General features: G+C 68.0%; 22 protein-coding genes and 1 tRNA gene. 21 read left to right on the top strand and 2 right to left on the bottom strand.

The features are described 5' to 3' along the window. Window positions 1–93: 93 nt before the first annotated feature. Complete coding sequence (locus tag ID810_RS09860; protein ID WP_166857932.1) at window positions 94–1,335, top strand: phosphotransferase; 1,242 nt, start codon at window positions 94–96, stop codon at window positions 1,333–1,335. Window positions 1,336–1,449: 114 nt separating this feature from the next. On the opposite strand, the gene ID810_RS09855 is transcribed toward ID810_RS09860, so the two are convergent. Both ID810_RS09855 and ID810_RS09850 read right to left on the bottom strand, forming a co-directional pair. Beyond that, window positions 1,450–2,664, bottom strand: coding sequence for a pyridoxal phosphate-dependent aminotransferase (locus ID810_RS09855; RefSeq protein ID WP_188232625.1), 1,215 nt, complete (start codon window positions 2,662–2,664; stop codon window positions 1,450–1,452). A 168-nt stretch (window positions 2,665–2,832) separates the two neighbouring features. Beyond that, window positions 2,833–3,780, bottom strand: a complete 948-nt coding sequence (locus ID810_RS09850) for a DUF4862 family protein (protein ID WP_166857929.1) — start codon at window positions 3,778–3,780, stop codon at window positions 2,833–2,835. A 215-nt stretch (window positions 3,781–3,995) separates the two neighbouring features. On the opposite strand from ID810_RS09850, the gene ID810_RS09845 reads away from it, so the two are divergent. From ID810_RS09845 to ID810_RS09750, 20 genes are all read left to right on the top strand, one after another. Next, a tRNA-Trp gene (locus tag ID810_RS09845) sits at window positions 3,996–4,068 on the top strand. A gap of 100 nt (window positions 4,069–4,168) precedes the next feature. Next, complete coding sequence (secE, locus tag ID810_RS09840; protein ID WP_166857927.1) at window positions 4,169–4,405, top strand: preprotein translocase subunit SecE; 237 nt, start codon at window positions 4,169–4,171, stop codon at window positions 4,403–4,405. 40 nt (window positions 4,406–4,445) lie between these two features. Continuing rightward, the gene (gene nusG, locus ID810_RS09835; RefSeq protein WP_166857925.1) at window positions 4,446–5,165 is read left to right on the top strand and encodes a transcription termination/antitermination protein NusG; all 720 of its coding nucleotides are present in this window, start codon (window positions 4,446–4,448) and stop codon (window positions 5,163–5,165) included. 206 nt (window positions 5,166–5,371) lie between these two features. After that, complete coding sequence (gene rplK, locus ID810_RS09830; RefSeq protein ID WP_166857923.1) at window positions 5,372–5,800, top strand: 50S ribosomal protein L11; 429 nt, start codon at window positions 5,372–5,374, stop codon at window positions 5,798–5,800. Between the two features lie 76 nt (window positions 5,801–5,876). Then, window positions 5,877–6,566, top strand: coding sequence for a 50S ribosomal protein L1 (gene rplA / locus ID810_RS09825; RefSeq protein WP_166857921.1), 690 nt, complete (start codon window positions 5,877–5,879; stop codon window positions 6,564–6,566). 177 nt (window positions 6,567–6,743) lie between these two features. Further along, complete coding sequence (locus tag ID810_RS09820) at window positions 6,744–9,242, top strand: serine/threonine-protein kinase (protein WP_166857919.1); 2,499 nt, start codon at window positions 6,744–6,746, stop codon at window positions 9,240–9,242. A 244-nt stretch (window positions 9,243–9,486) separates the two neighbouring features. Further along, the gene (locus ID810_RS09815) at window positions 9,487–11,052 is read left to right on the top strand and encodes an OmpA family protein (RefSeq protein WP_195858784.1); all 1,566 of its coding nucleotides are present in this window, start codon (window positions 9,487–9,489) and stop codon (window positions 11,050–11,052) included. A gap of 360 nt (window positions 11,053–11,412) precedes the next feature. Next, entirely contained in the window at window positions 11,413–12,702 is a 1,290-nt protein-coding gene (locus ID810_RS09810; protein WP_235931643.1) for an OmpA family protein, read from the top strand. Window positions 12,703–13,113: 411 nt separating this feature from the next. Further along, complete coding sequence (locus ID810_RS09805; protein ID WP_166857913.1) at window positions 13,114–13,434, top strand: hypothetical protein; 321 nt, start codon at window positions 13,114–13,116, stop codon at window positions 13,432–13,434. 79 nt (window positions 13,435–13,513) lie between these two features. Next, a complete protein-coding gene (locus tag ID810_RS09800) occupies window positions 13,514–14,287 on the top strand; it encodes a hypothetical protein (RefSeq protein ID WP_166857911.1) in 774 nt (257 codons plus the stop codon). Beyond that, entirely contained in the window at window positions 14,284–14,976 is a 693-nt protein-coding gene (gene cpaB / locus ID810_RS09795; RefSeq protein WP_166857909.1) for a Flp pilus assembly protein CpaB, read from the top strand. The genes ID810_RS09800 and cpaB overlap by 4 nt, the downstream gene beginning before the upstream one ends. A 12-nt stretch (window positions 14,977–14,988) precedes the next feature. Further along, window positions 14,989–16,590: an AAA family ATPase gene (locus ID810_RS09790; RefSeq protein WP_166857907.1), complete on the top strand. Its 1,602-nt coding sequence runs from the start codon at window positions 14,989–14,991 to the stop codon at window positions 16,588–16,590. 64 nt (window positions 16,591–16,654) lie between these two features. Next, window positions 16,655–16,963: a pilus assembly protein gene (locus ID810_RS09785; protein WP_235931642.1), complete on the top strand. Its 309-nt coding sequence runs from the start codon at window positions 16,655–16,657 to the stop codon at window positions 16,961–16,963. Further along, complete coding sequence (locus ID810_RS09780) at window positions 16,963–18,246, top strand: TadA family conjugal transfer-associated ATPase (RefSeq protein ID WP_166857903.1); 1,284 nt, start codon at window positions 16,963–16,965, stop codon at window positions 18,244–18,246. Before ID810_RS09785 ends, ID810_RS09780 begins: the two co-directional genes overlap by 1 nt. Further along, window positions 18,243–19,169, top strand: a complete 927-nt coding sequence (locus ID810_RS09775) for a type II secretion system F family protein (RefSeq protein WP_235931641.1) — start codon at window positions 18,243–18,245, stop codon at window positions 19,167–19,169. Before ID810_RS09780 ends, ID810_RS09775 begins: the two co-directional genes overlap by 4 nt. Then, complete coding sequence (locus ID810_RS09770; protein WP_196781495.1) at window positions 19,169–20,059, top strand: type II secretion system F family protein; 891 nt, start codon at window positions 19,169–19,171, stop codon at window positions 20,057–20,059. Before ID810_RS09775 ends, ID810_RS09770 begins: the two co-directional genes overlap by 1 nt. Before the next feature lie 7 nt (window positions 20,060–20,066). Then, window positions 20,067–21,260: a sensor histidine kinase gene (locus tag ID810_RS09765; RefSeq protein WP_166857901.1), complete on the top strand. Its 1,194-nt coding sequence runs from the start codon at window positions 20,067–20,069 to the stop codon at window positions 21,258–21,260. A 10-nt stretch (window positions 21,261–21,270) separates the two neighbouring features. Then, complete coding sequence (locus ID810_RS09760; RefSeq protein ID WP_166857899.1) at window positions 21,271–21,915, top strand: response regulator; 645 nt, start codon at window positions 21,271–21,273, stop codon at window positions 21,913–21,915. A gap of 139 nt (window positions 21,916–22,054) precedes the next feature. Then, window positions 22,055–22,273 carry a hypothetical protein gene (locus ID810_RS09755; RefSeq protein ID WP_166857897.1) on the top strand — a complete coding sequence of 73 codons (219 nt, stop codon included), beginning with the start codon at window positions 22,055–22,057 and terminating at the stop codon, window positions 22,271–22,273. Between the two features lie 400 nt (window positions 22,274–22,673). Continuing rightward, complete coding sequence (locus ID810_RS09750; protein ID WP_166857895.1) at window positions 22,674–24,032, top strand: OmpA family protein; 1,359 nt, start codon at window positions 22,674–22,676, stop codon at window positions 24,030–24,032. The last annotated feature ends 1 nt before the right edge of the window (window position 24,033 follow it).

Raw genomic sequence — 24,033 nt, 5'->3', positions numbered from 1 at the left:
TCCGGCCCCGCCGCCTCGGGGCGAGGTCCGCACTGGGGTGTGATGCCCGCCCCGGGGTGACGTCCGCACGGGGGCGTGAGGCAGACTGTTCCCATGAGCAACGCCCGCCAGGAGCCGGAGGAGGTCGCCCTCCTCACCGGCCCCCGCGCCGCCTCGGTGCTCGCCGCGGCCCTGGCTCCCACGCACCAGCAGCTGCTCTCCTGGGAGGTCCACTCCGTCCACCACCGCCCCGGCGCGGGCGTGAGCGTCGGCTACACCGCCGTCGTCGCCTCCCCCAACGGCAGTAGCAGCACCGAGTACCTGTGCGCGACGACAGCGCGGCTGTCCAACCCACAGGCCGTCGGCGTCAACCGCGTCGCCCCGACCGGCGGCGACGGCCCAACCGTGCACGTGTGGCGCCACCCCGCCGACCCCGAGCTGCCCGCCCTGACGGTGGCCTGCACCCCCTCGCTCCTGTCGCGGCGCCTCGGCTCACCGGTGAAGGCCACGATGGTCGCCTACCGCCCCACCCGCCGGGCCGTGGTGCGCGTGACCTACCGCGACGGCTCCACCTCCTACGCCAAGGTCCTGCGGCCGGCCGTCTCGGCCGCCTTCGCCCAGCGCCACCGCATGCTGCGCGCCGCCGGGGTGCCCGCGCCCGAGGTCCTGCGCGATGACCCCGACGGTCTCGTCCTGCTGTCCGCCGGGCAGGGCGTGGCCCTCTCGGGCCTGCTCTCGCGCGGGATGGACGCCGCCCAGGCTGAGAGGGTGTTCTCCTCGCTCACGGCCCTGCTCGACTCCCTGCCCCAGTCCGCCCTGACCCTGGAGCGGCACCCGGCCTGGTCCGAGCGTGCCCGGCACTACGCCCACGCCGCCGCCACCGTCCTGCCTGAGCACGCCGCCCGCGCCCGGGCGGTGGCCGAGGGTGTCGAGCAGCTCATGGCCGCCTCCGACCCCGGGCCCGTCGTGCCGGTCCACGGCGACTTCTACGAGGCCAATGTCCTCATGGAGGGGGAGGGCGTCGCCTCGCTGCTCGACGTCGACTCCCTGGGACCCGGCCACCGGGTGGACGACCTGGCCTGCCTGCTCGGGCACGTGAGCGTCCTCGACCATCTCGCCCCCGCCTCCTACCCGCATCTACGCCCCGTCCTGGAGACCTGGGCCCGGCTGGCCGAGGCCCAGGTGGACCCGGTGGCGCTGCGTGCGCGTTGCGCAGGTGTCGTGCTCTCGCTTGTGGCCGGTGCGCGTCGTGACGACGGCGGTCCGTGGCGTCCGGACGCGGAGGGCCGTCTGGCCAGGGCTGAGTTGTGGCTCGCCCAGGCGCGTGAGATCCAGGCCCGCCGCGGGGCCCACTGACACGAGTCGCCGAACCCGACCCATCGCTGTCGGACAACCCCACCGTTCGAGGGTTCGAGGCAGGCGGGACTGGGCCTCAGTGAGTCGTCAGAGTCATCAGAGTCATCAGAGTCGTCAGTGGGCTTCTGCGAGGAGCTGCTGGAGGCGGGCGACGCCCTCGGTGATGTTGGCGTCGCTCGTGGCGTAGGACAGGCGCAGGTAGCCGGAGCGGCCGAAGGCCTCGCCGGGCACGACGGCGACCTCGGCGTGCTCGAGGATGAGGTTCGCCAGGGTCATGGAGGAGTCGATGACCGTGCCGCGCAGGCTCCGGCCCAGCAGGCCCTCGATGCTCGGGTAGGCGTAGAAGGCGCCCTGCGGCACGGGCACGACGAGCCCGTCGATCTGGCGCAGCATGCTCACCATGAGCAGACGGCGCCGGTCGAAGGCCTCACGCATCTCGTGGACGGCGGACAGATCCCCGCTGACGGCGGCCAGCGCGGCGACCTGGGAGACGTTGGCGACGTTCGAGCTCAGGTGCGACTGGAGGTTGGTGGCGGCTGTGGTGACGTCGGAGGGGCTGATCATCCAGCCCACGCGCCAGCCGGTCATCGCGTAGGTCTTGGCGACGCCGTTAAGGACGATCGTCTGGTCGGCCAGTTCGGGGACCAGGGCAACGATGTGGGCGGCCTCAGCACCGTCGTAGAGCAGGTGCTCGTAGATCTCGTCGCTGATGACCCACACGCCGTGCTCGAGGGCCCACTGGCCGATGGCGGTGAGCTCAGCGGGCGTGTAGACGGCACCCGTCGGGTTCGACGGCGAGCACACGAGCACGGCCTTGGTGCGCTCGGTGCGGGCGGCCTCGAGCTGGTCGACGGTGACCTTGTAGCCCTGGTCGGCGCCGGCGAAGACCTCGACGGGGGTGCCGCCGGCAAGCCGGATGCACTCGGGGTAGGTGACCCAGTAGGGGGCGGGCAGGATGACCTCGTCGCCCGGGTCGACGATGGCGGCGAAGGCCTCATAGACGGCCTGCTTGCCGCCGTTGGTGATGATGACATCGTCGGGGGAGACCTCGTAGCCGGAGTCGCGCAGCGTCTTGGCGGCCACGGCCTCACGCAGGGCGGTCATGCCCTTGGCGGGGGTGTACTTGTGGTTGGCGGGGTCCTTGGCCGCGGCGACGGCGGCCTCGACGATGTACTCGGGGGTGGCGAAGTCTGGCTCGCCGGCACCGAAACCGATGACCGGGTGGCCGGCGGCCTTAAGGGCCTTGGCCTTGGCGTCGACGACGAGCGTGGCGGAGGGGGCGATGGCGGACAGGCGTGCGGAGACACGGGACTGAGGTGCTGTAGTCACGTCACTCATGCTCCCATACGCCCCGGCGACGCGCCCGACATGTCCTCCACGTCAGGACGCGACACGCCAGGCGGACGTGTTGCACGCACCAGGAAGACCGTCGGGCGGGTCCCTCCACACGGAGGGGCCCACCCGACGGCCTCTTCCCGACGCTCGGGGCGGCGGGGGTCAGAAGGCGACGCCTGTGGCCTCGAGGACACGACGCAGCATCGCGGCGCGCTGGTGGAGGTCCGCCTCGGCGGGGACCTGGCACTTGCACCCAAGGTAGCGGGCCGCGGGAGCCGAAGATTCCTCGGGGGACAGGGCCGCCAGGGCGCAGTCGCGCACGTCCTCGGCGCTCATGACCGAGCCCGGCTCGTCGACGTCCATCGGCAGGTGCCCGTCCATCCAGGCCTTGGCGTAGCGGGTGTCCACGGGGCCGGCGCCGGAGAAGGTCACGCCCTCGAGGAGGCCGGCGGACCGGACCAGGCGCACGTGCTCCAGGGGGAGGGTGCTGTCGTGGCCCTCAACCGCGCTGCGTCCCCAGTTGATCGTCATGCGCACGTCGGGGCGGTGCAGGGCGGTGATGACCTCGAGCTCGGCCTCGATGGTGAGCATGCGCTTCTCGCCGCGTTCGGGGGAGACGAAGGCGTCGCAGTGCTCGACGAGCAGGGTGGCGCCGCCCCAGTCCCAGTCAGCCACCTCGACGAGGGACTCGCCGAAGGCGCGGGCGTCGTGGGCGGTGCCCGGGGCGCCGGAGGGGGCCGAGTGCAGCTCGACGCCGGCGACGACGTCGCGGCCGACGGCCTCTCGCAGCGCTTCGACGCCGTCGCGCACCTGCCGGGTGAAGGCGAGTGCGGCGGCGCGGCCCTCGGCGTCGGTGGAGGCCAGACCGAAGGTGCCGGTCGCCCAGACGCGCATCATGGTGCCCGGGATGGCGGTGACGACGTTGCGGTCCCAGGCGGGGGCGAGCTGGGCGGCGAGCCAGGGCAGGTCACCGAGGTCGTCGATGAAGGGAATCTCGAGGCCGCGCACGCCGGGAATGGTGCCCAGGAGGCGGTAGTACTCCTCGGTCTGCTCGCGGGTGGCGGGCAGGGAGGCGTAGGCGCCGAGGATGGCGTAGGGGGTTGTGGGCATGGCTCTCCTCGTTGAGACGGCTCTGGGTCGCTGCGGTCGTGCGTACGTGGCAGGTGTGAGGGCGTGACAGGGCTCGGCCTGTCAGACACTCAGCCTGCACTCAGCCTGTCAGACGTCAGATAATCTGATGTTACCCTGTACAAGGCACGTGGTGCAGCCCACGGCGGGGAGATTTCCCGATCCGCGGTCCGTGTGGCAGGATGAGGCACCGCTGAAGGGCAGTGGCGCAATTGGTAGCGCACCGGTCTCCAAAACCGGCGGTTGTGGGTTCGAGTCCCGCCTGCCCTGCTGAGAACGGCGGATCTGTCGGGAGATCCCGTCGGCTCCGTCCTCTCGCCCGCACGCCGGACGCTGAACGAGACCGACCACCCCCCGAGGAAGTACACGCATGAGCGAAGGTAATGCCGTCGCCAAGGGCAAGCAGAACACGAGGACCAGCCTGATCGGCCGCGTCCCCCGCTTCCTGCGCGAGGTCGTCGACGAGCTTCGCAAGGTCGTCTGGCCGACGTCGAAGGAGCTGTGGACCTACTTCACCGTCGTCGTCGTCTTCATCGTCGCCATCATGGCCTTCACCGGCGTGCTCGACCTGGTCTTCGATCGCCTCGTCATGTGGCTGTTCGCCTGACCCGCACCGCACGCCCCCATACTGAGGAAAGCAGGTAACCGTGTCCGAGGAGACCCTCCCCGAGGAGACCGTCGAGGCCGCCGAGGCGCCCCAGGTTGAGCCGACCCCCGACCCTGTCGAGGAGTTCCGCACGCACATGTCCTCGCTGCCGGGCGAGTGGTACGTCCTGCACACCTACTCCGGCTACGAGCGCCGCGTCGCCGCCGACATCATGGCCCGCGCGGAGAACTTCGAGGTCCAGGACTACGTCTTCGACGCCCTCGTGCCCATGGAGACGGTCGTCGAGGTCAAGAACGCCGGCAGGAAGAAGGAGGTCTCCCGAGTGCGCATCCCCGGCTACGTGTTCGTGCGCATGGACCTGGACGACCCGGAGACCTCTGACCGCGTCTGGCGCACCATCAAGGACACCCCGGCCGTCACCGGCTTCGTCGGCGACCGCTACAATCCGGTCCCGCTGACCTTCGACGAGGCCGTCTCCCAGCTCGGCCCCACGCCGGAGGAGATCGCCGCCAAGCAGGCCGCCAGCGCCAACGAGAACCCGCACGAGGGCGCTCTGACCCAGGTCGTCGAGGGCGGCACCGTCTACGAGGTCGCCTTCAGTGTCGGCGAGTCCGTCATCGTCACCGATGGACCCTTCGAGTCGCTGCCTGCGACCATCTCGGAGATCCACCCCGAGACCCAGAAGGTTCAGGTCCTCATCTCGATCTTCGGCCGCGACACCCCGGCCGAGCTCTCCTTCGCCCAGATCGCCAAGATCTGATACGACCCCCGACCTCGCGGTGCCCCCGTCCCTGCGTGGGACGGGGGCACCGCGTGTCACAGGCCCCGCGCCTGTGATAACGCACACCGGACACGGTCAGGCCCCTTGCCAGGGGCTAGGATCAGTCCTTGTGCGTGCGCGCTTCTCCAGGCGCGAGCACTACTGCACGGCAGGCGTGCAGTGTTCCGGACAAGAAGGACCCCTACATGGCTCCCAAGAAGAAGGTCTCTGGGCTCATCAAGCTCCAGATCCAGGCCGGCCAGGCCAACCCCGCCCCGCCGATCGGCCCCGCGCTCGGTCAGCACGGCGTCAACATCATGGAGTTCTGCAAGGCGTACAACGCTGCGACCGAGTCGCAGCGCGGCAATGTCATCCCGGTGGAGATCACGGTCTACGAGGACCGCTCCTTCACCTTCGTGACGAAGACCCCGCCGGCCGCCGAGCTCATCAAGAAGGCTGCCGGCGTCGCCAAGGGCTCCGCCACGCCCCACTCCGCCAAGGTCGGCACGCTGACGATGGACCAGGTCAAGGAGATCGCCTCCACCAAGATGGCCGACCTCAACGCCAACGACATCGACGCCGCCGCCGCCATCATCGCCGGCACCGCCCGCTCGATGGGCATCACGGTCGCCTGAGGCGCGACCCACCCCACCACAACCACCGTGGAAGGGCCATGCGCGGCCCGCACACCACGACTGCAAGGAGAAGCAGATGACCAAGCGCAGCAAGGCCTACCGCGCCGCCGCTGAGAAGATCCAGTCCGGGATCCTCTACACCCCGGCCGAGGCCGTGAAACTCGCCAAGGCGACGTCCATCACGAAGTTCGACGCCACCGTGGATGTCGTCCTTCGACTGGGCGTTGACCCCCGCAAGGCCGACCAGATGGTGCGTGGCACCGTGTCCCTGCCGCACGGTACTGGTAAGACCGCCCGCGTCATCGTCTTCGCCCAGGGTGAGAGGGCCGAGCAGGCCCTCGCCGCGGGCGCCGACGAGGTCGGCGGCGACGAGCTCATCGAGAAGGTCGCCGGCGGATGGACGGACTTCGACGCCGCCGTCGCCACCCCGGACCTCATGGGCAAGGTCGGCCGCCTGGGCCGCGTGCTCGGCCCCCGTGGCCTCATGCCCAACCCGAAGACCGGCACCGTGACGATGGACGTGGCCAAGGCGGTCACCGACATCAAGGGCGGCCGCATCGAGTTCCGTGTGGACCGTGCCGCCAACCTCAACTTTGTCATCGGCAAGTCCTCCTTCACCGAGGAGCAGCTGGTGGAGAACTTCCAGGCCGCCCTGGACGAGGTCCTGCGCCTCAAGCCCTCCACCTCCAAGGGCCGTTACGTCCTCAAGGCGACGATGACCACGACCATGGGTCCGGGCATCCCGCTCGACATTGCCAAGGCCTGAACGCCTGACCGACCGCGTACGCCGGCCGTCCCTCGAAAGGAGGGCGGCCGGCGTCGTCGTCCCTCACGGGGGTGGCCGACGGCGTCGTCCCGCCCGGCGCCGCCTGCCGCCGTCGGAGTGTGGACGCAGGTGATGCCCGGTAGCCTTGGGCCGACGACTCCGACCCTAAGGATCCCCATGAACGAGCCATCAGGCTCCGAAGCTCGGCGGCTGGGCAGTTCCTACGTCCTGGACGCCCGTATCGGCTCCGGCGCCCAGGGTGAGGTATGGCGGGCGCACAACGTCAACGCCCCGGACGAGACCCTGGCCGTCAAGCTCCTGACCACGGACCCGGACGACGACTACATCCTGGAGCGCTTCCTCAAGGAACGCGCCACCCTCATGCGGGTGAGCTCGCCCTACGTCGTCGGCGTGCGTGACATGGTCGTCGAGGGCCGGACCTTCGCCATCGTCATGACCTACGTGGACGGCGGTGACCTGCGCGGGCTCGTCTCCTCCAGCGGACCCTTCGCGCCCGCGGAGACGGCGCGCGTGGGGGCGCTCCTCGCCCGCGGCCTGGCGGCGGTGCACGCCGCAGGCATCGTCCACCGGGACGTCAAGCCCGCCAACGTGCTCATCGACTGGGACGCCTGCGCCCCGGGGCGGGGGGCCGATGCGGTGACCGCGGTGCCCGCCGGTGACACCGTGGCGGTCGGGGTTGATACCCACTTCACGCCGCGGCTGGCGGACTTCGGCGTCGCGCGGCTGACGGAGACGATCAGCTCCACCCACACGACCGCCTCGGTGGGCACACCCCTGTACATGGCCCCGGAGGTGCTCGACTCCCGCCCGCCGACCTCGGCTGCGGACGTCTACTCCCTCGGCATCGTCCTGTACGAGGTGGCCTGCGGGGTGACGCCCTTCACCGGATCAGCGGGTCAGGTCCTGTCCCAGCACGCCCGACGCGACCCCGGGCGTCCCGACGGCATGCCGGACCCCTTGTGGTCGGTGCTCACCTCGATGCTCATCAAGGACCCTGCGGCCCGGCCGACCGCCCTCGAGGTGGCCCAGAGCCTGGAGACGCTGACGACGGTGCTGGCCGGGCTGCCCGTCCCTGCCGCCCTCAGCACGCCACCCGCCTCCCACCCGTCCCTGCGGCCCTACGAGTGGGACGCGGTGCTGGCCGACGGCGAGCAGGCGACTCTCCCCAGCGGTGTCGGCAGTGCAGGCAGTGCCGGCGTGGCTGTGACCGGTGGGGCTGGGGCCGGGCTCTCCGCCACCGTCGACGAGCAGGTGACCGCGACTCAGTACGCCGGGGCGCTCCCGGTGCCCGGAGGCGCACCTCAGCCCTGGGGGCCCGCACCCGTCCCCTCCTCGCCGTCCCCGTATGGGGCGCCGTCGGCCCAGTCCCTGACGCCTTCCGCACCGTCCGCGGTGCGGGCCCCTGGCACCCGGCGCCGTCGTGGCGGGCTGGTGGTCGCCGTGCTCGTGCTCGTCATCGCCCTGGCCGGGGCGGGGACCTGGTGGTGGACCCACCGCCAGCCCGAGGCTGTCGACCTCACGGCCCTGCCCGCTCCCGGACGCGCCACACAGATCCAGACGGTTGCCGACGTCGGCAGGCTGCTGGTCGCCCCGGGCGGCGGTGCCCTGGTCACATCCCACGACGGCAACATGTGGCGCCTGCACGATCTGTCCAGCAGCAACGAGGCCCCCGCGTGGGAGGGTAAGTGCTCCTCCGCCACCTTCTGGAACGCCAACGACCTGCTGTGTCACCGCAGTGGCAGCGACGGCGGGGACATCCTGGTCTCCCTCGACGGGACGGAGAAGGCCGTGCCCGGCCCCCAGAAGCGTCAGCTGCTGGGAGCGAGCGAGCAGACAGCGGTCGTCATCGACGGCTACTACAGCGGCGCCCTCGTCGGCCTGGGTACCACCGGTGCCGAGACCTGGCGCGCCTACGGGAACTACACGGGCGGGTACGTCGACAACGGCTTCGTCGTCACCTGGGAGAGCGACGAGGACAAGCTCGTCGTCCTCAGTGCCGACACCGGCACCGTCCTGCTCACGCGAGCCCTGGACTCCGAGCCCGAGTGGGACGAGCCCCTTCCCGGAGGGGTGGGTATCGACGTCGGCCCCCAGACCTTCTACGTGCACGACGAGACCTCGGGCACCTGGTCCGTCTACGGCGCCGACGGCGCGCTCGCGGGGGAGGTGCGCACGAGCCTGCGGCGCACCGGCTGGGTTGCCTCCGGGGACCTCAGCGCCCAGGAGCTCATCGAACTGCTGGGCACCGCCTCCACAGACAAGGAGGCGGTGACGGTGCGCGGTGCCCGGCGCTCCGTCACCCTCACCGTGAGCACGAGATCCTGCTCCATCAGTGCCGACGGCGTCGCCCTCGCGCTGCCCGAGCGCGAGAGCGGCGAGACCTGTGTGCTCAGGCCCTTGGGCCTTGTGGGTGACGACACTGCCCTGCTCGTCCAGGTGGGTGACGCCGACGCCGGAGGCAGCCGGACCCGGCAGCTGTTGGCGGCCGACCTCAGTGACGGCAGCACTGCCTGGAGCATCGACGCTGTTCTCGCAGCGGTCCTGCCTCCCTCTGCGCGCGCCGGCGGAGGCCTCAGCGACCTTCCCGTGCTCGTGATGCAGAGACTGGAGGGCTTGCGTAGGGACCTCGTGCTCGCCGTCGTCGCAGAGGACTGAGCCCACGGGCCGCCGATACCGACGCCGCCGACGGCGACGCCACGTTTCCCGAGGCGGGTGTGACGGCCTGGACCCGCTCGCGGGGAGCACTCCCCATGGGTGCGGTGATCACCGTCGAATAGGGTCGAGGTGACCGGCGTCCCGCTGTGGTGGTCCCCGGTTGACTGGTGTATCGCTCATGGCGCGGCTGCCTCACGTGCCCGGGTGCTGTGCCATCGTCCTGATTCCCGTGTGAGGAGTTGTGATGTCCGTGGTGCTGAGTCGTCGTGGTGCTCTTGTTGTGCCGGTGCTGGTGGTGGCGGGTGCTGCTGCGTGCTCGAAGGGCTCGGAGCCTGACGGTGTGGCGACGTCGGCGTCGGCCTCGTCGGGGGCGGTGTCCGCTTCTGCGTCTGCTGCTGCGTCTGCGTCGGCGGGTGCGTCGTCGGTGGTGCTGGAGACGAGTGTGGACGCGGTGGCCACGCGTGTGGAGGTGGGTCCGTTGGTGCGGGTGGGGGCGCGCTCGGTGCTGCGCCTGCGGCTGACGACGGAGGGCGAGCGCATCGCCGTCGCGGCTTCCCTTGGGGGGTGGACCGGAGGGCCGTCCACGATGCAGGGGGTGCTGGTGATGTCGTTGACGGAGCCTGAGGCGAGGGTGTGGGGCGAGACGGACCTGTCCAGCATCATTGCCAAGCCGTGGACCGAGGAGGAGGGCATTGTGCTCATGCCGACCTTCGGTGAGGTCCCGGCGGGTCTGGAGTCGGTGACGGTGCTGCTGCCGAACCTGGGAGTGGTGACGGGTGTGCCGGTGGTGGATGCAGCCCAGGCGGAGTTCGATGCGGCGGGTGCGATCGAGGAGGCCGAGATCGATGACTCAATTGCTGGGCCGTTTGTGCTGTCGTCGTTCACGGCGGCGGCGGATGGGTCGTCGGAGACGAGCACAGGTGACGGCACGGTGACGGTGACTGTCGCGGGTGACGTGGCGTTCGCTGTGGACTCGGCTGAGCTGAGTGCGCAGGCGGATGCGGTGCTGGCGGGTGTGACCGAGCAGCTGGGGTTCTACCCCTCCGGGGGCGCCATGACTATCACGGGTCATACGGATGATGTGGCGGATGATGCCTATAACCAGGGTTTGTCGGAGCGTCGTGCGCAGGCTGTGGCTGACCGGCTGGGGTCGTTGACGGACCTGGGTAAGTGGAACGTGTCTGTGGTGGGCAGGGGTGAGAGTGAGCCTCGTGTGGAGGGCACGAGTGATGAGGCCAGGGCGGCCAATCGTCGGGTGGAGGTGCTGGCTGAGCCGTCGGATGCGTCGGAGGCTGAGAGCGCCCGGCGGGTCATGCGTTCGCAGGGGCCGGTGCCTGAGGCCAAGGGTGCGGTGGGCATCGGGGCTCGGGGTGTGGACGTGGCTGATCCTGGTACTGAGGGGACGATGCTTCACATCGCTCTGCCGCGGGTCAGGCGGGTGGGCTCGTGGCTGGTGGGTAATGTCGAGCTGACCCCGTCCGGCGCCAGCCTCATTACCTCGATCGACAGGTTCAGACTGCCGGTGCCGCTGTCGGAACAGTGGCGTGGAATCGTGGCAGGGGCTGGTACGGCGTCGTTCACCCTGCTGCAGGGTGGGACACGGGTCATGGCCGCCCAGTACGAGTCGCCGAAGGGATACATCCCGGCGACGACGATCTCCCTGGCCGCGAGCGAGGAGAACGGCACCATCCTGCTGGGGGTGGTGTGGCCGGATACGGGCCAGGACACCGTCACCCTGGACCTTCCCGGCTACGGCCAAAAGGATAGAGGCGTGGTGGCCCGCCTCACCGACATCCCCGTAGAGGACTGAGAAGGATGGGCCTTCCGCCGAGCAGCGGCTCTCGTGAGGCTCTCCATGGCCGGTGCCTTGACCGGCCGCTATCACGTAGGAAGTGACATTGTCATGAAGTCCTGTGCACTTGTGACCCGCCGGGTGGTCCTCATGGGCTCGGCCGCTGTGGGTACCGCGATGCTTGTCGCGGCCTGTGCGGAGCCGGAGCCGGTTGCCGCCCCGGGTGGTGGGGGGACGGCGTCAAGTGGTGGTCAGTCGGATGCTCCTGTCCAGGGGGCTGTGGCTGGACCGAGGTCTCTGACTGGGGGCATTGACGGGACGGAGTGGACGGTTGAGGTGGGTCCTGCGGTGGTGGCGGAGGGTGTCACGCTGGTTCATATGTCCCTGTTCCCGACCGAGGGTGAGGCGAGGCTGCATCAGAACATCTTCACCCGCACCAATTTTAATACTGGTAGCTTGATCAGTGGCATGAACATGTTGGACCTTTCCGGTTCAGCCTACTACCCGGAGAGCGGGGGCAGTGACCAGGGGATATTGACCAGTGTCAGTGCCGCTGACCCGATGGTGCTCAATCCGTTGTTCGCCGCGGTGCCGGAGGGTGCGCGGGAGGTGGCGTTGTTCCTGCCGCACTTTGGTGTCATCCCCGGTGTCCCGGTGGTGGGGTCGACGGATGTGTTCGATGTGGGGGCGGCGCTGGCGGCCTCGTCGCCGGATCTGGAGGACGCGGGCCCGTTCCCGTTGCGGGCGCTTGTGGGGTCTGATGACGGGTCGTCGGCGACAGAAGATGAGGGTGACTCGACGACGGTGGTGCTGTCGAGCGATGTGACGTTCGCGTCGGACTCGGCGGAGTTGAGCGCGGATGCGGATGGGGTGCTGGCGTCGGTGACGGCGGCGTTGGGTCGTTTCCCGTCTGGTGGTGGCCTGGCGGTTACGGGTCATACGGATGATGTGGACTCTGATGCGCATAATCAGGAGCTGTCTGAGCGTCGTGCGCAGGCGGTGGGTGACCGGCTGGGGCAGCTGGCTGATCTGTCGGGGTGGCAGGTGTCGCTCGCGGGTAAGGGTGAGTCCGAGCCTCGTGTTCCCAATGACTCGGATGAGAATCGTGCGGTCAATCGTCGTGTGGAGGTGGTGCTCACGCCGTCCGAGCCAGCGGAGGGCGAGGACGAGCCGGTGATCGTTGGCAGCGGCGAGATGCCTAAGCCGGCAGGGCCGGTAGGCACCGGTGCCCAGGGCGTGGACGTCACGTACAAGGGGAAGACCTTGCACGTGTCGATGGACCAGGTGCAGCGGGTCGACGGCTATCTCGTCGGCCGGGTCCTACTGTCCTCGAAGGAGAAGGACGGTGTCTTCTTCGGCGTCGATGCCTTCCACATGCCGCCGCTGTGGCAGTCCTACTGGGGTTCCACTGACTCGAGTGCGTGTTCCCTGTCGCTGCTGAGTGGAAATACTCGTTATCTGCCAATGCAGGTGAGTATTGATGGTGGCCTGTGGGCGGTGACCAATGCGAGGATGCAACCTGTGGGCGGCCCCGACGCCCCCGTCCTCGTCCCTGTCGTGTGGCCGGACACTGGTCAGGACACGGTGACGCTCGACCTGCCCGGCAACGGCAAGGACAAGGAGGCCATCGCCCTGCGCCTGACCGACATCCCGGTGGTCGAGGCATGAGAACCGTCGTCAGTATGACCATCGGTCCACTGCCCGTGGGCAGCATGACGGCCAGGGACTCGTCCGGGGCGTTGGCTCTGTGCACCCTCCCGCTCCCGCGGTTGAGTCGGCGACATTTGAGATATCGAGATCAGGGCTCGGGTAGGGGCACTCGCCCCTGGGGCAGGGGCGATGACCTACCTAACGTAGGGCTTGCCGCGTGCCGACGCGGCCCTTGCCGGACCGCATCGTTCCGGGAGGCGGGTGGGTCGAGAGGCAGGACGTATGTGTGCTACCGGAGCTCAGTCTCGACCTCAGTCGTGGGGCGGCCCCGTCGTCGTCGGCCTTGTCGCAGCCAGTGGCACCGTCCTCGAACGGTCTCTGGTGGGCCCATGGCACGACTCGCTGCGGATCCTCTCATCGGTTCCCGAGGTGCCCCTGGAGATCCCACTCCTGGCCTTGTGGGGGCTGGTCACCGACTGGATGGGGCTGCGTCTGGCCTCCTACCGGGGACAGGACCACGTCGACCGCATGGCGCGAGCCCTCATGGGCGCTGCTGTGGCTGTCCTCGCCGTCGCCGGGTGGGATGTGGCGGCCAACGCGGAGGTGTCCGTACCCGGCCTTGTTCGGCTCATGTTCCTCGTGCTCGGGCTCGTGACGCCAGCCCTTCTCGGCCGTCGCAGCAGAAGCCCTCAGGGCGGCCGGGGATGGGACGAGAACGGCTCGACCTTACGCGGTGGGCTACGGTATTAGCCCGGCGTGCAGGGTCGGCGTTGCACACGCGCCACGAGATCTCCGTCTTCATCCCGACACCATTGGAAGAGAACCTGTCGTGATCCTTACCTCCGCCGTCGCGGTCGGCCTGCCTGCACCGGTGGGCTACCTTGAGGTCCCCGACGTCGATGCCGCTGTCGCCGCCGTTGAATCGGTCCCCGGAGATGCCCTCCTCGTCGTGGGCGCCGACGTCGCCGCCCGCCCCGCCCTCATGGCCCGTGAGGTTGTTGCCCGTCCCGATGTCGCCCTCGTCACCCTGGACGGCCCCCGCACCCGCAAGGCCCTACTGCTGCGAGCGTTGACACACCTTCCGCCAGAGAGTTACGGCATGGCCGACTATGTCGTCCGAGCGATCAATCGCCAATGCAACACCCGCAAGGCTCTGAGCTCTGTGACTTCCCTGGTGAGCCCCAAGCCCACCCTGAGACAGCACTTGCGGAGCCTCTTCCCCAAGCCCTCTTTCGATATCGACCTCGAGGCCGACACCATCATCTTCCGTGAGGGCATCCAGTGGGACCTTGGCGATTCCCTCGATGTCGTGTGGGCCTCGAGCAGTGAGATGGGGCACCTGTCCGTCGGGCTCGGCGTGCGGGTACCGCCTGTCGTGCTCCCGAGTGACAGCGGCAGACTCGATGGCGCCCGGTACTGGGCTGAGGTCTCCTGGCACCCCGATGTTGCCCGAGCCGTCCGCACGGCCATCGGCACCGTGCTGCGCACGTCCTGCCGCGCCTGTGGCAGGGCTACCGCACCGACCGGGTGTCCCTTCTGCGGCATCGTTCTCTCCCCCCGAGTCTTTGCTCCGGCCCCCCGGACTGAGAGGATCGCATTATGAACCCCCGTCAGAGACGAGGAGTCCTGCTACTGCTCGTCACCCTCCTGGGAGCTGCACTCACCTTTGTCGGTGTTGCCACCTACGTCAGTTCTGTCTCCTCGCAGGTGGGGCCGATGACCCAGGTCCTCAGGCTGACGACCGACGTCGAGGCTCTGCACGCCATCACCGAGGCGGACGTCGAGGTCGTCGAGGTGCCTGAGCGATGGGCGCCCGTGAACGCCGTGTCCTCATACGGCCAGGTTGAGGGACTTGTTGCCGTTGGCACTTACGCCGCGGGATCAGTGCTTCAGACCGGTATGCTCACCGACCCGCCCGGCCTGACGAACGGCGCCCGCGAGGTGGCGATCATGGTCGACGCAGAGACCGGTGTCGCCGGACGCATCAAGCCCGGCGACTACGTCGACATCATCGCCACCATCGAGGATGAGGCGACCGGTGCGAGAACTGCGCAGATCATCGTCCAGAACGCTCTCATCATCGATGTCGGCGTGGCGACGACGGTCGAGGGGGAGAACGCTTCGGGCGCCTTCACGGAGACCCAGGCTGTTCCTGTGACCTTCGCTCTGAGCACCGCGGACAGCCTGAAGATCTCCTACGCGGAGAGCTTCGCTGTCAAGCTCCGTCTCGCCCTGCGTGGCACTGGCGACGACGCCCCGCTTGCTGATAGCCAGACGACCTACGGTGAGTGAAGGAGGTCCACTGTGACCCAGGTTCTGCTTATTTCCTCGGAAGCCTCCACGGCCTCCGCCGTCGCCGCCGTCCTCAGCGAGCTCGACGGTTTCACTGCGCCCGTCACCGTCGCTTCTCTGGGGCAGGCGCGCCTGGAGATCGAGCGTCAGGACCTTGACCTGGTCCTCGTTGACGAGAGCGAGGACCACGGCAAGGGGCTTGGGCTTCTGCGCGAACTGGTCGCGATGAACCCGCTGCTTCCCGTGTGCTTCCTGGCACCCCGTGTTGACACCGAGCTTGTGCTTCGAGCCATGGACGCCGGTGCCCGCGCGGTCCTGCCGCTGCCGCCCTCCATCGAGTCCTACGCCGAACGTCTGCGCTCCCTGTCGGCGTGGACCCGGCAGGTGCGAGACCAGCGCAGTGCGGACTCCAACGTCCGGGTCCAGCGCACTGGACGTATCGTTGCCGTCATCGGGGCCAAGGGTGGAGTCGGAACCTCAATGATCGCCCTCATGGCCGCCAGGGCGGCAAGCGGGCGCGGTCCGACGGCGTTGCTCGACTTCGACCTCAGTTCCGGTGATCAGGCCTCCTATTGCGGCCTGCGTGTGCGCCACTCCGTCGTCGACCTCGTCTCCGTCGCCGCTGAGCTCGGCGGCCGTGAGATCACTGAGGTTGCCTATCCCCTGCGCGGCGGTGTCGAGCTTCTGCCCGCGCCGCCGGCCGTGGAGACCGCCGAGGCGATGACCGAGACCGCGGCACGTCAGATCCTCCAGGCCCTCCGCTATCAGTACCCGCAGGTGGTCATCGACTGTGGCAGTGCCGTCACCGTGACCTCCGCCGCCGCCCTCGACCTCGCGGACGAGATCGTCATCGTCGCGACGCCGGAGGTTCCCGCGCTGAGTTCGGTGCGCCGCCTGACAGCGACGATGGACCGTCTGACCATCGGACGTGGGACCCCGGTGCGCATGGTGCTCAACCGCTCCTCACGGCACAGGGAGATCCAGGCCGCCACTGCGGCGAAGCTTGCCGGCCTGGAGATGCTCGCTGAGATCCCTGATTGTGGGCAGCGCCTGGAGCCGACGATCAACGCCGGAACGGTACTTGACCTGGACGTGGCACCCTTCACCCAGGCGGGTCGCCGGATTGCCGACCTGCTGCTCGTTCCTGAGGAGACTCTCGGAACACCTGCGCCGGCACCTGCACCCCCGCCGGCCCCCGCACCTCCCGGTCGGCGTCGTGCTGACAAGCCCAAGGGGCGTCGCAGCAAGAGGACGGGGAGGACGGGGCTGCGTGGCCGCCACAGCGGAGAGGAAGGACAGGCCAGTGTTGAGTTTGCCGGGGTCCTTGTCGTCGCTCTCTTTCTTTTCGCCCTAGTTCTCCACCTTCTGTTCGCAGCCAGCATCGCCTTCATGGCACAGAGCAGCGCGCAGGAGGCGGCGCGCCAGTACGCCCGCGGTGCGTCCTACTCCACTGCCGTAGCCGCAGCCTCCGCGGCTATGCCGGGGGGGCTGCAGGGCGGCATGCACGTGCGACGCTCCGGCTCGGACACGGTGACGGTTACGGTCGACCTGCCACTGAAGGTGCCCGGGCTCAACAGTGTCTCCGCCGACGCCACGATCGACTGGGAGGAATGAGATGGGACTCAGAACCGCACTCACGAGGCTGCGCAGAGGGCAGAAGGGGCAGGCGGCTGTCTCCATGGCTGCCTTTGTTCCTATCCTCGTCATGTTCCTCGTGCTCCTCGTCCAGGGCATCGCCGCGGTGTCAGCTGTCTCGGAGCTGCGTGATGCGGCCCGTGACGGGGCCAGGGCCCTGGAGGAGAACAAGGCGCCGCGACCCGCTGTCATGGCCTCCCTGCCGGACTGGATCGATGTCACCAGCGTCACGACCTGCGGGCGCGGCTGTGTCAACGTCCGCGCGTCGATCCCCCTCGGTATCCCGTCGATCGTCGAGGTGATCCGGGTCCCGATCAGTGCCAAGGCCACCTTCCCCACGAGGGAGGCTTGATGTCACTTATGGACCGTGTCGGCGGGGTGGATCTCCACGCCGACGAGACTGAAGAGCTCCTCGATCACTTCCGCGCCCGGCTCCTCGAGGAGATCAACATCGACGAGGTCGCCGACCTCGACATGCCGGTCAAGCGCGCGCGTCTTGAGCGTGTGCTGTCGCGGTTGCTCTCCTTCGAGGGCCCGGTCATGTCGACGCGCAACCGGGCACGCCTCATCCAGCGCATCGTTGACGACGCCGTCGGCCTTGGTGTGCTTGAGCCGCTCATCGCGGACGAGACCGTCACTGAGATCATGGTTAACGGTGTGCACGACCTCTTCGTCGAGCGTTCGGGGCGCATTGAGCGCATCCCCTCCGCCTTCCGCTCGGAGGAGGAGCTGATGCAGACCATCGACCGTATCGTCTCCTCCGTCAACCGACGTGTTGACGAGTCAAGCCCCATGGTTGACGCCCGCCTCGCCGGCGGTGAGCGCGTCAATGTCATCATCCCGCCGCTCGCGCTCGACGGGCCGACGATGACGATCCGACGCTTCCCCACGCCCTTCCGGATGCCTGACCTGGTGGCGCGCCGCTCCCTGCCGGAGGAGGCGTCCGCCTTGCTCGGCGCCATGGTGCGCGCACGCTTCAACATCCTCGTCTCGGGCGGTACGGGTACCGGCAAGACGACCTTCCTCAACGCTCTGTCGGGCCTCATCCCCGACCGCGAGCGCATCATTACGATCGAGGACTCCGCCGAGCTCTCGCTTCAGCAGGGGCACGTCGTGCGTCTGGAGGCGAGGCCCGCCAATACGGAGGGCAAGGGGCAGGTCTCGATCCGCGACCTTGTGCGAAACTCTCTGCGTATGCGCCCTGATCGCATCGTCGTTGGCGAGGTCCGTGGTGGAGAGACCCTTGACATGCTCCAGGCCATGAACACCGGTCACGAGGGATCGCTCACCACCGTTCACGCCAACTCGGCACACGACGCCCTCGGTCGCCTTGAGACCCTTGCCTCGATGTCTGACCTTGATCTGCCTGTCGACACGCTGCGTGACCAGATCAATGGCGCCATCGACATCATCATCCAGCTCGAACGTGACTCCTCCGGTGTCCGGCGCGTGCGTCAGATCGACCAGGTGACCTCCCAGCACCGGGAGCAGTACGCAACCGCCCCCATCCTGCGCTACGAGCAGAAGGACGATGCAGGCGCCTTCCGGGCTTTCCCACTTGATCGCGCGATCCTTGATCGGCTCAGTTGGGCAGGCGAGACCCCTCCTCCAGGCTACGGTGAGGCACGCTCGTGACCCTCACGGCCCGGTTCATCCTCATCATCCTGCTGGTGTCCCTCGCCATCGGCGTGTGGGCAGTTGTCATCCTCGCTGACGAGTTCGCGCGACGCCGCGAGTTGTGGTCGGTGACCGTTGGCGAGAGCGGGGGTGGGCGTCGGTTCCTGCCGCGACTGGAGCGCATCCTCTTCTCCCGGGAACCCTTCTCCCGCTTCAGTAGGGCGCTGACAACGGCCGGCCTGAAGTGGTCACCCCTGATGACGCTCCTCGGGGTTATCGTCGTGATGCTCGTCATCTTCGTCGCCAGCAGGGCGCTGTTGGGGTATACCGCCTCCATCATCCTCACGCTGATCACTCCGGCAGTCCTTCAACGTTGGCTGTCGCGGCGTTCCGCCAAGCGCCTGGAGGACTTCATCGCCCAGCTGCCCGAATTGACCCGCATCATTGCCAACGGCAACTCGGCGGGTTTGTCGATGGGACGTTGCCTCGCCATGGCGGGACGTGAGATGGCGGAGCCGGCGGGCGCAGAGATGCGCCGTGTCGTCCACCGGCTTGAGGTTGGCTGGAGCACTGACCAGGCCTTGGCCGAACTTGCCCAGCGGATGCCCTCGCGTGAGATCAATATCCTCATGCGCACGATCATTATCCAAGGGCGTACGGGTGGTGCTCTCACCGACGCCCTCTTCGACATCGCCCAGGCGCTTGAGCAGCGCAAGGAGTTGCACCGGGAGGTCCAGACGGTCATCCTCGGCTCTGCCGTCTCCGGCTACGCCGTCATGCTCATCGGTGGGGGTGCCGTCATCCTGCTCAACTTTATCGAACCCGGTCTCATCGACCAGATGGCGGGCTCCTTCATGGGACAGGTGGTGCTTGTTGTCTCTGGTGTCTTGTTCCTCCTCGGCGCCGTCCTCATGAAGATCGTCGGCAAGGTGGACGTGTGATGACGTCGTTGCTCTTCGGCCTTGCGGCTGCAGGCCTCATCCTGCTGGCCGCCTCGGGTGTGCGTATGCTGCGTGTGACTCTGACGGATGAGCTGGATGACGCGCACGAGGCGGCGCTCAGCAAGCGTTCCGACGGGCCCTTCGTTCGGAGCATTGACCGCATCGGCTCCGCCACTCAGCGGTTGCTTCTCGACATCTATGGTCCTGAGCGTGTCCGTAAGCTTTCGCACGACCTGAGAGCCGCAGGCCAGCCCGCGGACCTCACCGCCCAGGTCTTCATCCAGCGTGAAGCCGGCTTTATCACCCTCGGTATGCTGCTCATGGTTCTGGCGATGCTCAACGGGCGCACGATGCTCGGCATCGGGGTCGGGGTGTTGTTCATGCTGTGGATGCATGCCTGGCTCATACTCACGATCCGTTCGCGCCAGGCACAGATCGAACGTGAGTTGCCTGACTTCCTCGATGTCCTCGCCGTCACGGTGGCTGCGGGTCTTCCCTTCCGTGTTGCCATGCAGCGTGTGTCGGAGCACCATGATGGACCGCTCTCGGACGAGCTGGCCACGACTCTGCGGGAGATGCAGCTCGGTGTTCCGCGACGTACCGCATTGGAGGCTCTACGTGGGCGCAACCGCTCGGAGAACGTCTCCTCCTTCGTCACGGCCTTGCTTCAGGCCGAGGAGCTGGGTACGCCTCTGGCAGACGCGCTGCACCAGATTGCTGCGGAGGTTCGTCGTGAGCGGGCTCAGCAGGTTCGGAGGGCTGCGGCCAAAGCCCAGCCCAAGGTCTCCGTCGTCGTCACCATGACCATCGTGCCTGGTGCGATCATCCTCATCGTTGGAGGCATGCTCATTGCCAACGCGGATGCCTTCCAGGGGCTCCTTGGTGGTTGAAGCCAGTATGGGACGGCTGTCAGAGGCCGCTCTTGCTCCCCCCGTCCGCCTGCTGGTGGACGGACGACTGGTCCTCCTGCTCCTTGTCCTCGTGGGTGGCCTGACCAAGGTCTCTGGTCTTCTTCTTGGGGTCGTGCTGCTCGCCGTGCCCGGCAACCTCGTGCTGCTCCTGCGCTGGGGGCGTGGGGGTCAGGGCAGCCCTCTCGTTCTCGGCACCAGATTTGCTGCCTGGGACGGCGTGGTCTCCGGCTCGGTACTCGTCACCGCCGCCATGGTTCCCGGCAGCCACCTCGTCCTGGCCATCGGCCACCTGCTGCTCTCGGCGGTCATGATCGGCATGATCGTCGGGCCGCGTTCTGCGATCGCGTGGGCGGCACCTGCATTGTTGGCCGGTGTCCTCGAGTTCTTTGACGGAGCGAAAGAGCAACGCGTACTCGTCGCGGTCTCTATCGTCTCGGCCGTGGCGCTGCTCGGGCTCGGGGGGCGAGTAGCGCGCCAGGTCTCCACCATTGAGCGCATAGCCGCGGACCTGGCCGAGGCGCAGGCACTGTCCTCCGCGAACGAGCAACGGCTCGTCCTCGCCCGTGACTTGCACGACACAGTCGCCAAGTCCGCGGCAGGACTGCGGATGCTTGCCGAGGCCCACCATGCCGTCCTCGAGCGCGAGGGATCCCGGCGGGCAGGCGATGCCGCTGACCTCCTGGCCGCTGCCGCCGCACTGGCTGTGGAGTCGCGCGCTGTTCTGGATGAGCTGCGCTCCGCGCCTCAGGGGGACCTCGTGGCGCGTCTGGCGGAGGACGCCCGCACGTGGAGCAGCCGCGTTGGGGTCGACGTGGATATCCGGTGCCCGAGCACCACCGCCGTCGCGGCCGACGCCTCGGTCACCTGGCATTGTCAGCGGGCGCTGGGCGAACTGCTGACCAACATCGAGAGGCACGCCGGCGCCGATCATGTGGCACTGACGATCTCGGCCGATGAGGATCTGTTACTCGTCGTCGAGGACAACGGCGTTGGTATGCCACGCATGATCGTGGAGGAGCCGGACAATCTGGGTGGTTCCGGCCACTACGGCCTGCGAGGCGTGCGCGAACGCGTCGCAGGGCTCGGTGGCACACTGCATTTAACTAATCGTGAGGGAGACGGCGTCCGTGCCGTCATTCGTGTCCCTCTGCCTGATATGTCCCTCGAACCTGGTACCTGAGGAGAAGATCATGAAGGTCCTTGTTGTTGACGACAACGCCATCGTTCGGATCGGGCTTCTGCGGGTGCTGGAGCAGGTCCCGGACGTGACGGAGGTCCGCCAGGCCTCGGACGGTGTCGAGGCCATTGAGGTGGCCAGGAGTTTCTCGCCTGAGATTGTGCTGCTCGATGTGCGCATGCCGCGTATGAACGGGCTGGAGGCTCTCCCTTCGCTGGTCGAGCGCGCGCGCGTCATCATGCTCACGAGCGCGGACGACGCCGAGAGCATCTCGACGGCCCTCGCCCGAGGAGCGAGCGGCTACCTCGTCCACGGCAGCCTCGGCATCGAGGACGTCAGCGGTGCCATTTCTACCTGCCGTCAGGGCGGGATGGTGCTGTCGGCGGCTGCCGCCAAGCAGATTCGGGTGGCGGACGCGCCCCAAGGGACCGATCCCCACCCGCTGTCAGGAATCGTCAGCGAGCGCGAGGCCCTTGTGCTCGAGGCCGCGTCCCAGGGCCTGAGCAACGTCGACATCGCCCGCGAGCACTTCCTGTCTCCGCGCACCGTCAAGAACTATCTCAACGCTGCCTACGTCAAGCTCGGTGTGCACAATCGGGCCGAGGCGGTCATCGCCTGGCGCGAGGCTCGTGGTGAGCCGGACGCCCCGGGTCGTTAGGGCTGAAGAAGGGGTCGCGCTTGGGGCGAGCGCCCCTAGGGGAGGTCAGCGGCTCTCCCATAGAGTTGATCATGTCCGAAGGGGAGGACACACATACAGAACTCCTCCCCATCACATTCAACCACTACGGGAGGCTCCCATGTCCGACAAGCTCCTTCAGGCCCAGGTTGCCTTTGCCTGCTTCATCGACCGCATCCGTAAGTCCGAGTTTGGTCAGGGTTCTGCCGAGTACGCCGGCGTCATCGTCGTCGCCGTCATCCTCGTTGTCGCCCTCGCTAGCTCTGCTAGCGACTGGGGACAGAATATGGCCAACGAGATCGGTAACCGGATCGCGAAGATCTTCTCCTTCGGCGGCTGATCCGCTGCTCCACATGCGTGCTGGGCGGCGCACCTATGTGCGCCGCCCAGCACGCATGTCCGGCGCGATGGGGAGAAGTTCCCGGCTGCGGGCACCTCGGAGGCGTTAGTGTGGGTCTCGGCTGCTCTGGCAGCTCGCCGCGCCGGAGCCTGTCGTGACTTGAGTGCTGATCCAAGGGCTATGAGGAGTTGTGATGTCCGTGGTACTGAGTCGTCGTGGTGCTCTTGTTGTGCCGGTGCTGGTGGTGGCGGGTGCTGCCGGGTGCTCGAAGGACCCGGAGCCTGACGGTGTGGCGACGTCGGCGTCGGCCTCGTCGGGGGCGGTGTCCGCTTCTGCGTCTGCTGCTGCGTCTGAGTCGGCGGGTGGGTCGTCGGTGGTGCTGGAGACGAGTGTGGACGCGGTGGCTACGCGTGTGGAGGTGGGTCCGTTGGTGCGGGTGGGGGCGCGCTCGGTGCTGCGCCTGCGGCTGACGACGGAGGGCGAGCGCATCGGCGTCGCGGCCAAGTTCGATGGGTGGGCCGGTCGTGTGTACACGATGCAGGGGATCCTGGTGATGTCGTTGACGGAGCCTGAGGCGAGGGTGTGGGGCGAGACGGACCTGTCTAGCATCATTGCCAAGCCGTGGACCGAGGAGGAGGGCATTGTGCTCATGCCGACCTTCGGTGAGGTCCCGGCGGGTCTGGAGTCGGTGACGGTGCTGCTGCCGAACCTGGGTCTGGTGACGGGGGTGCCGGTGGTGGATGCAGCCCAGGCGGAGTTCGATGCGGCGGGTGCGATCGAGGAGGCCGAGATCGATGACTCAATTGCTGGGCCGTTTGTGCTGTCGTCGTTCACGGCTGCGGCGGATGGGTCGTCGGAGACGAGCACAGGTGACGGCACGGTGACGGTGACGGTGTCGGGGGATGTGGCGTTCGCTGTGGACTCGGCTGAGCTGAGTGCGCAGGCGGATGCGGTGCTGGCGGGTGTGACCGAGCAGCTGGGGTTCTACCCCTCCGGGGGCGCCATGACTATCACGGGTCATACGGATGATGTGGCGGATGATGCCTATAACCAGGGTTTGTCGGAGCGTCGTGCGCAGGCGGTGGCCGATCGTCTCGGTGCTCTGACCGACCTCGGCTCCTGGAGTGTGACGGTGGTCGGTAAAGGTGAGAGTGAGCCTCGTGTGGAGGGCACGAGTGATGAGGCTCGTGCTGCTAACCGTCGGGTGGAGGTGCTGGCTGAGCCGTCGGATGCGTCGGAGGCTGAGAGCGCCCGGCGGGTCATGCGTTCGCAGGGGCCGGTGCCTGAGGCACAGGGCGTGGTGGGCATCGGGGCTCGGGGTGTGGACGTGGCTGATCCTGGTACTGAGGGGACGATGCTTCACATCGCTCTGCCGCGGGTCAAGCGTGTGGGCTCCTGGCTGGTGGGTAATGTCGAGCTGACCCCCCGCGGTGACGACATGCTCACCTCGATCGACAGGTTCAGGCTGCCGGTGCCGCTGTCGGAACAGTGGCGTGGAATCGTGGCAGGGGCTGGTACGGCGTCGTTCACCCTGCTGCAGGGTGGGACACGGGTCATGGCGGCCCAGTACGAGTCGCCGAAGGGATACATCCCGGCGACGACGATCAGGCTTTCGGCGACGGCTGAGGGCGGCACCATCCTGCTGGGGGTGGTGTGGCCGGATACGGGCCAGGACACCGTCACCCTGGACCTGCCCGGGTACGGCCAAAAGGACAGAGGCGTGGTGGCCCGCCTCACCGACATCCCCGTGGAGGAGTGAC

Origin of the sequence: Actinomyces respiraculi (assembly GCF_014595995.2) — a bacterium.
GTDB classification, from domain to species: Bacteria; Actinomycetota; Actinomycetes; order Actinomycetales; family Actinomycetaceae; genus Actinomyces; species Actinomyces respiraculi.
This window is presented reverse-complemented; position numbering and strand designations above follow the sequence as displayed.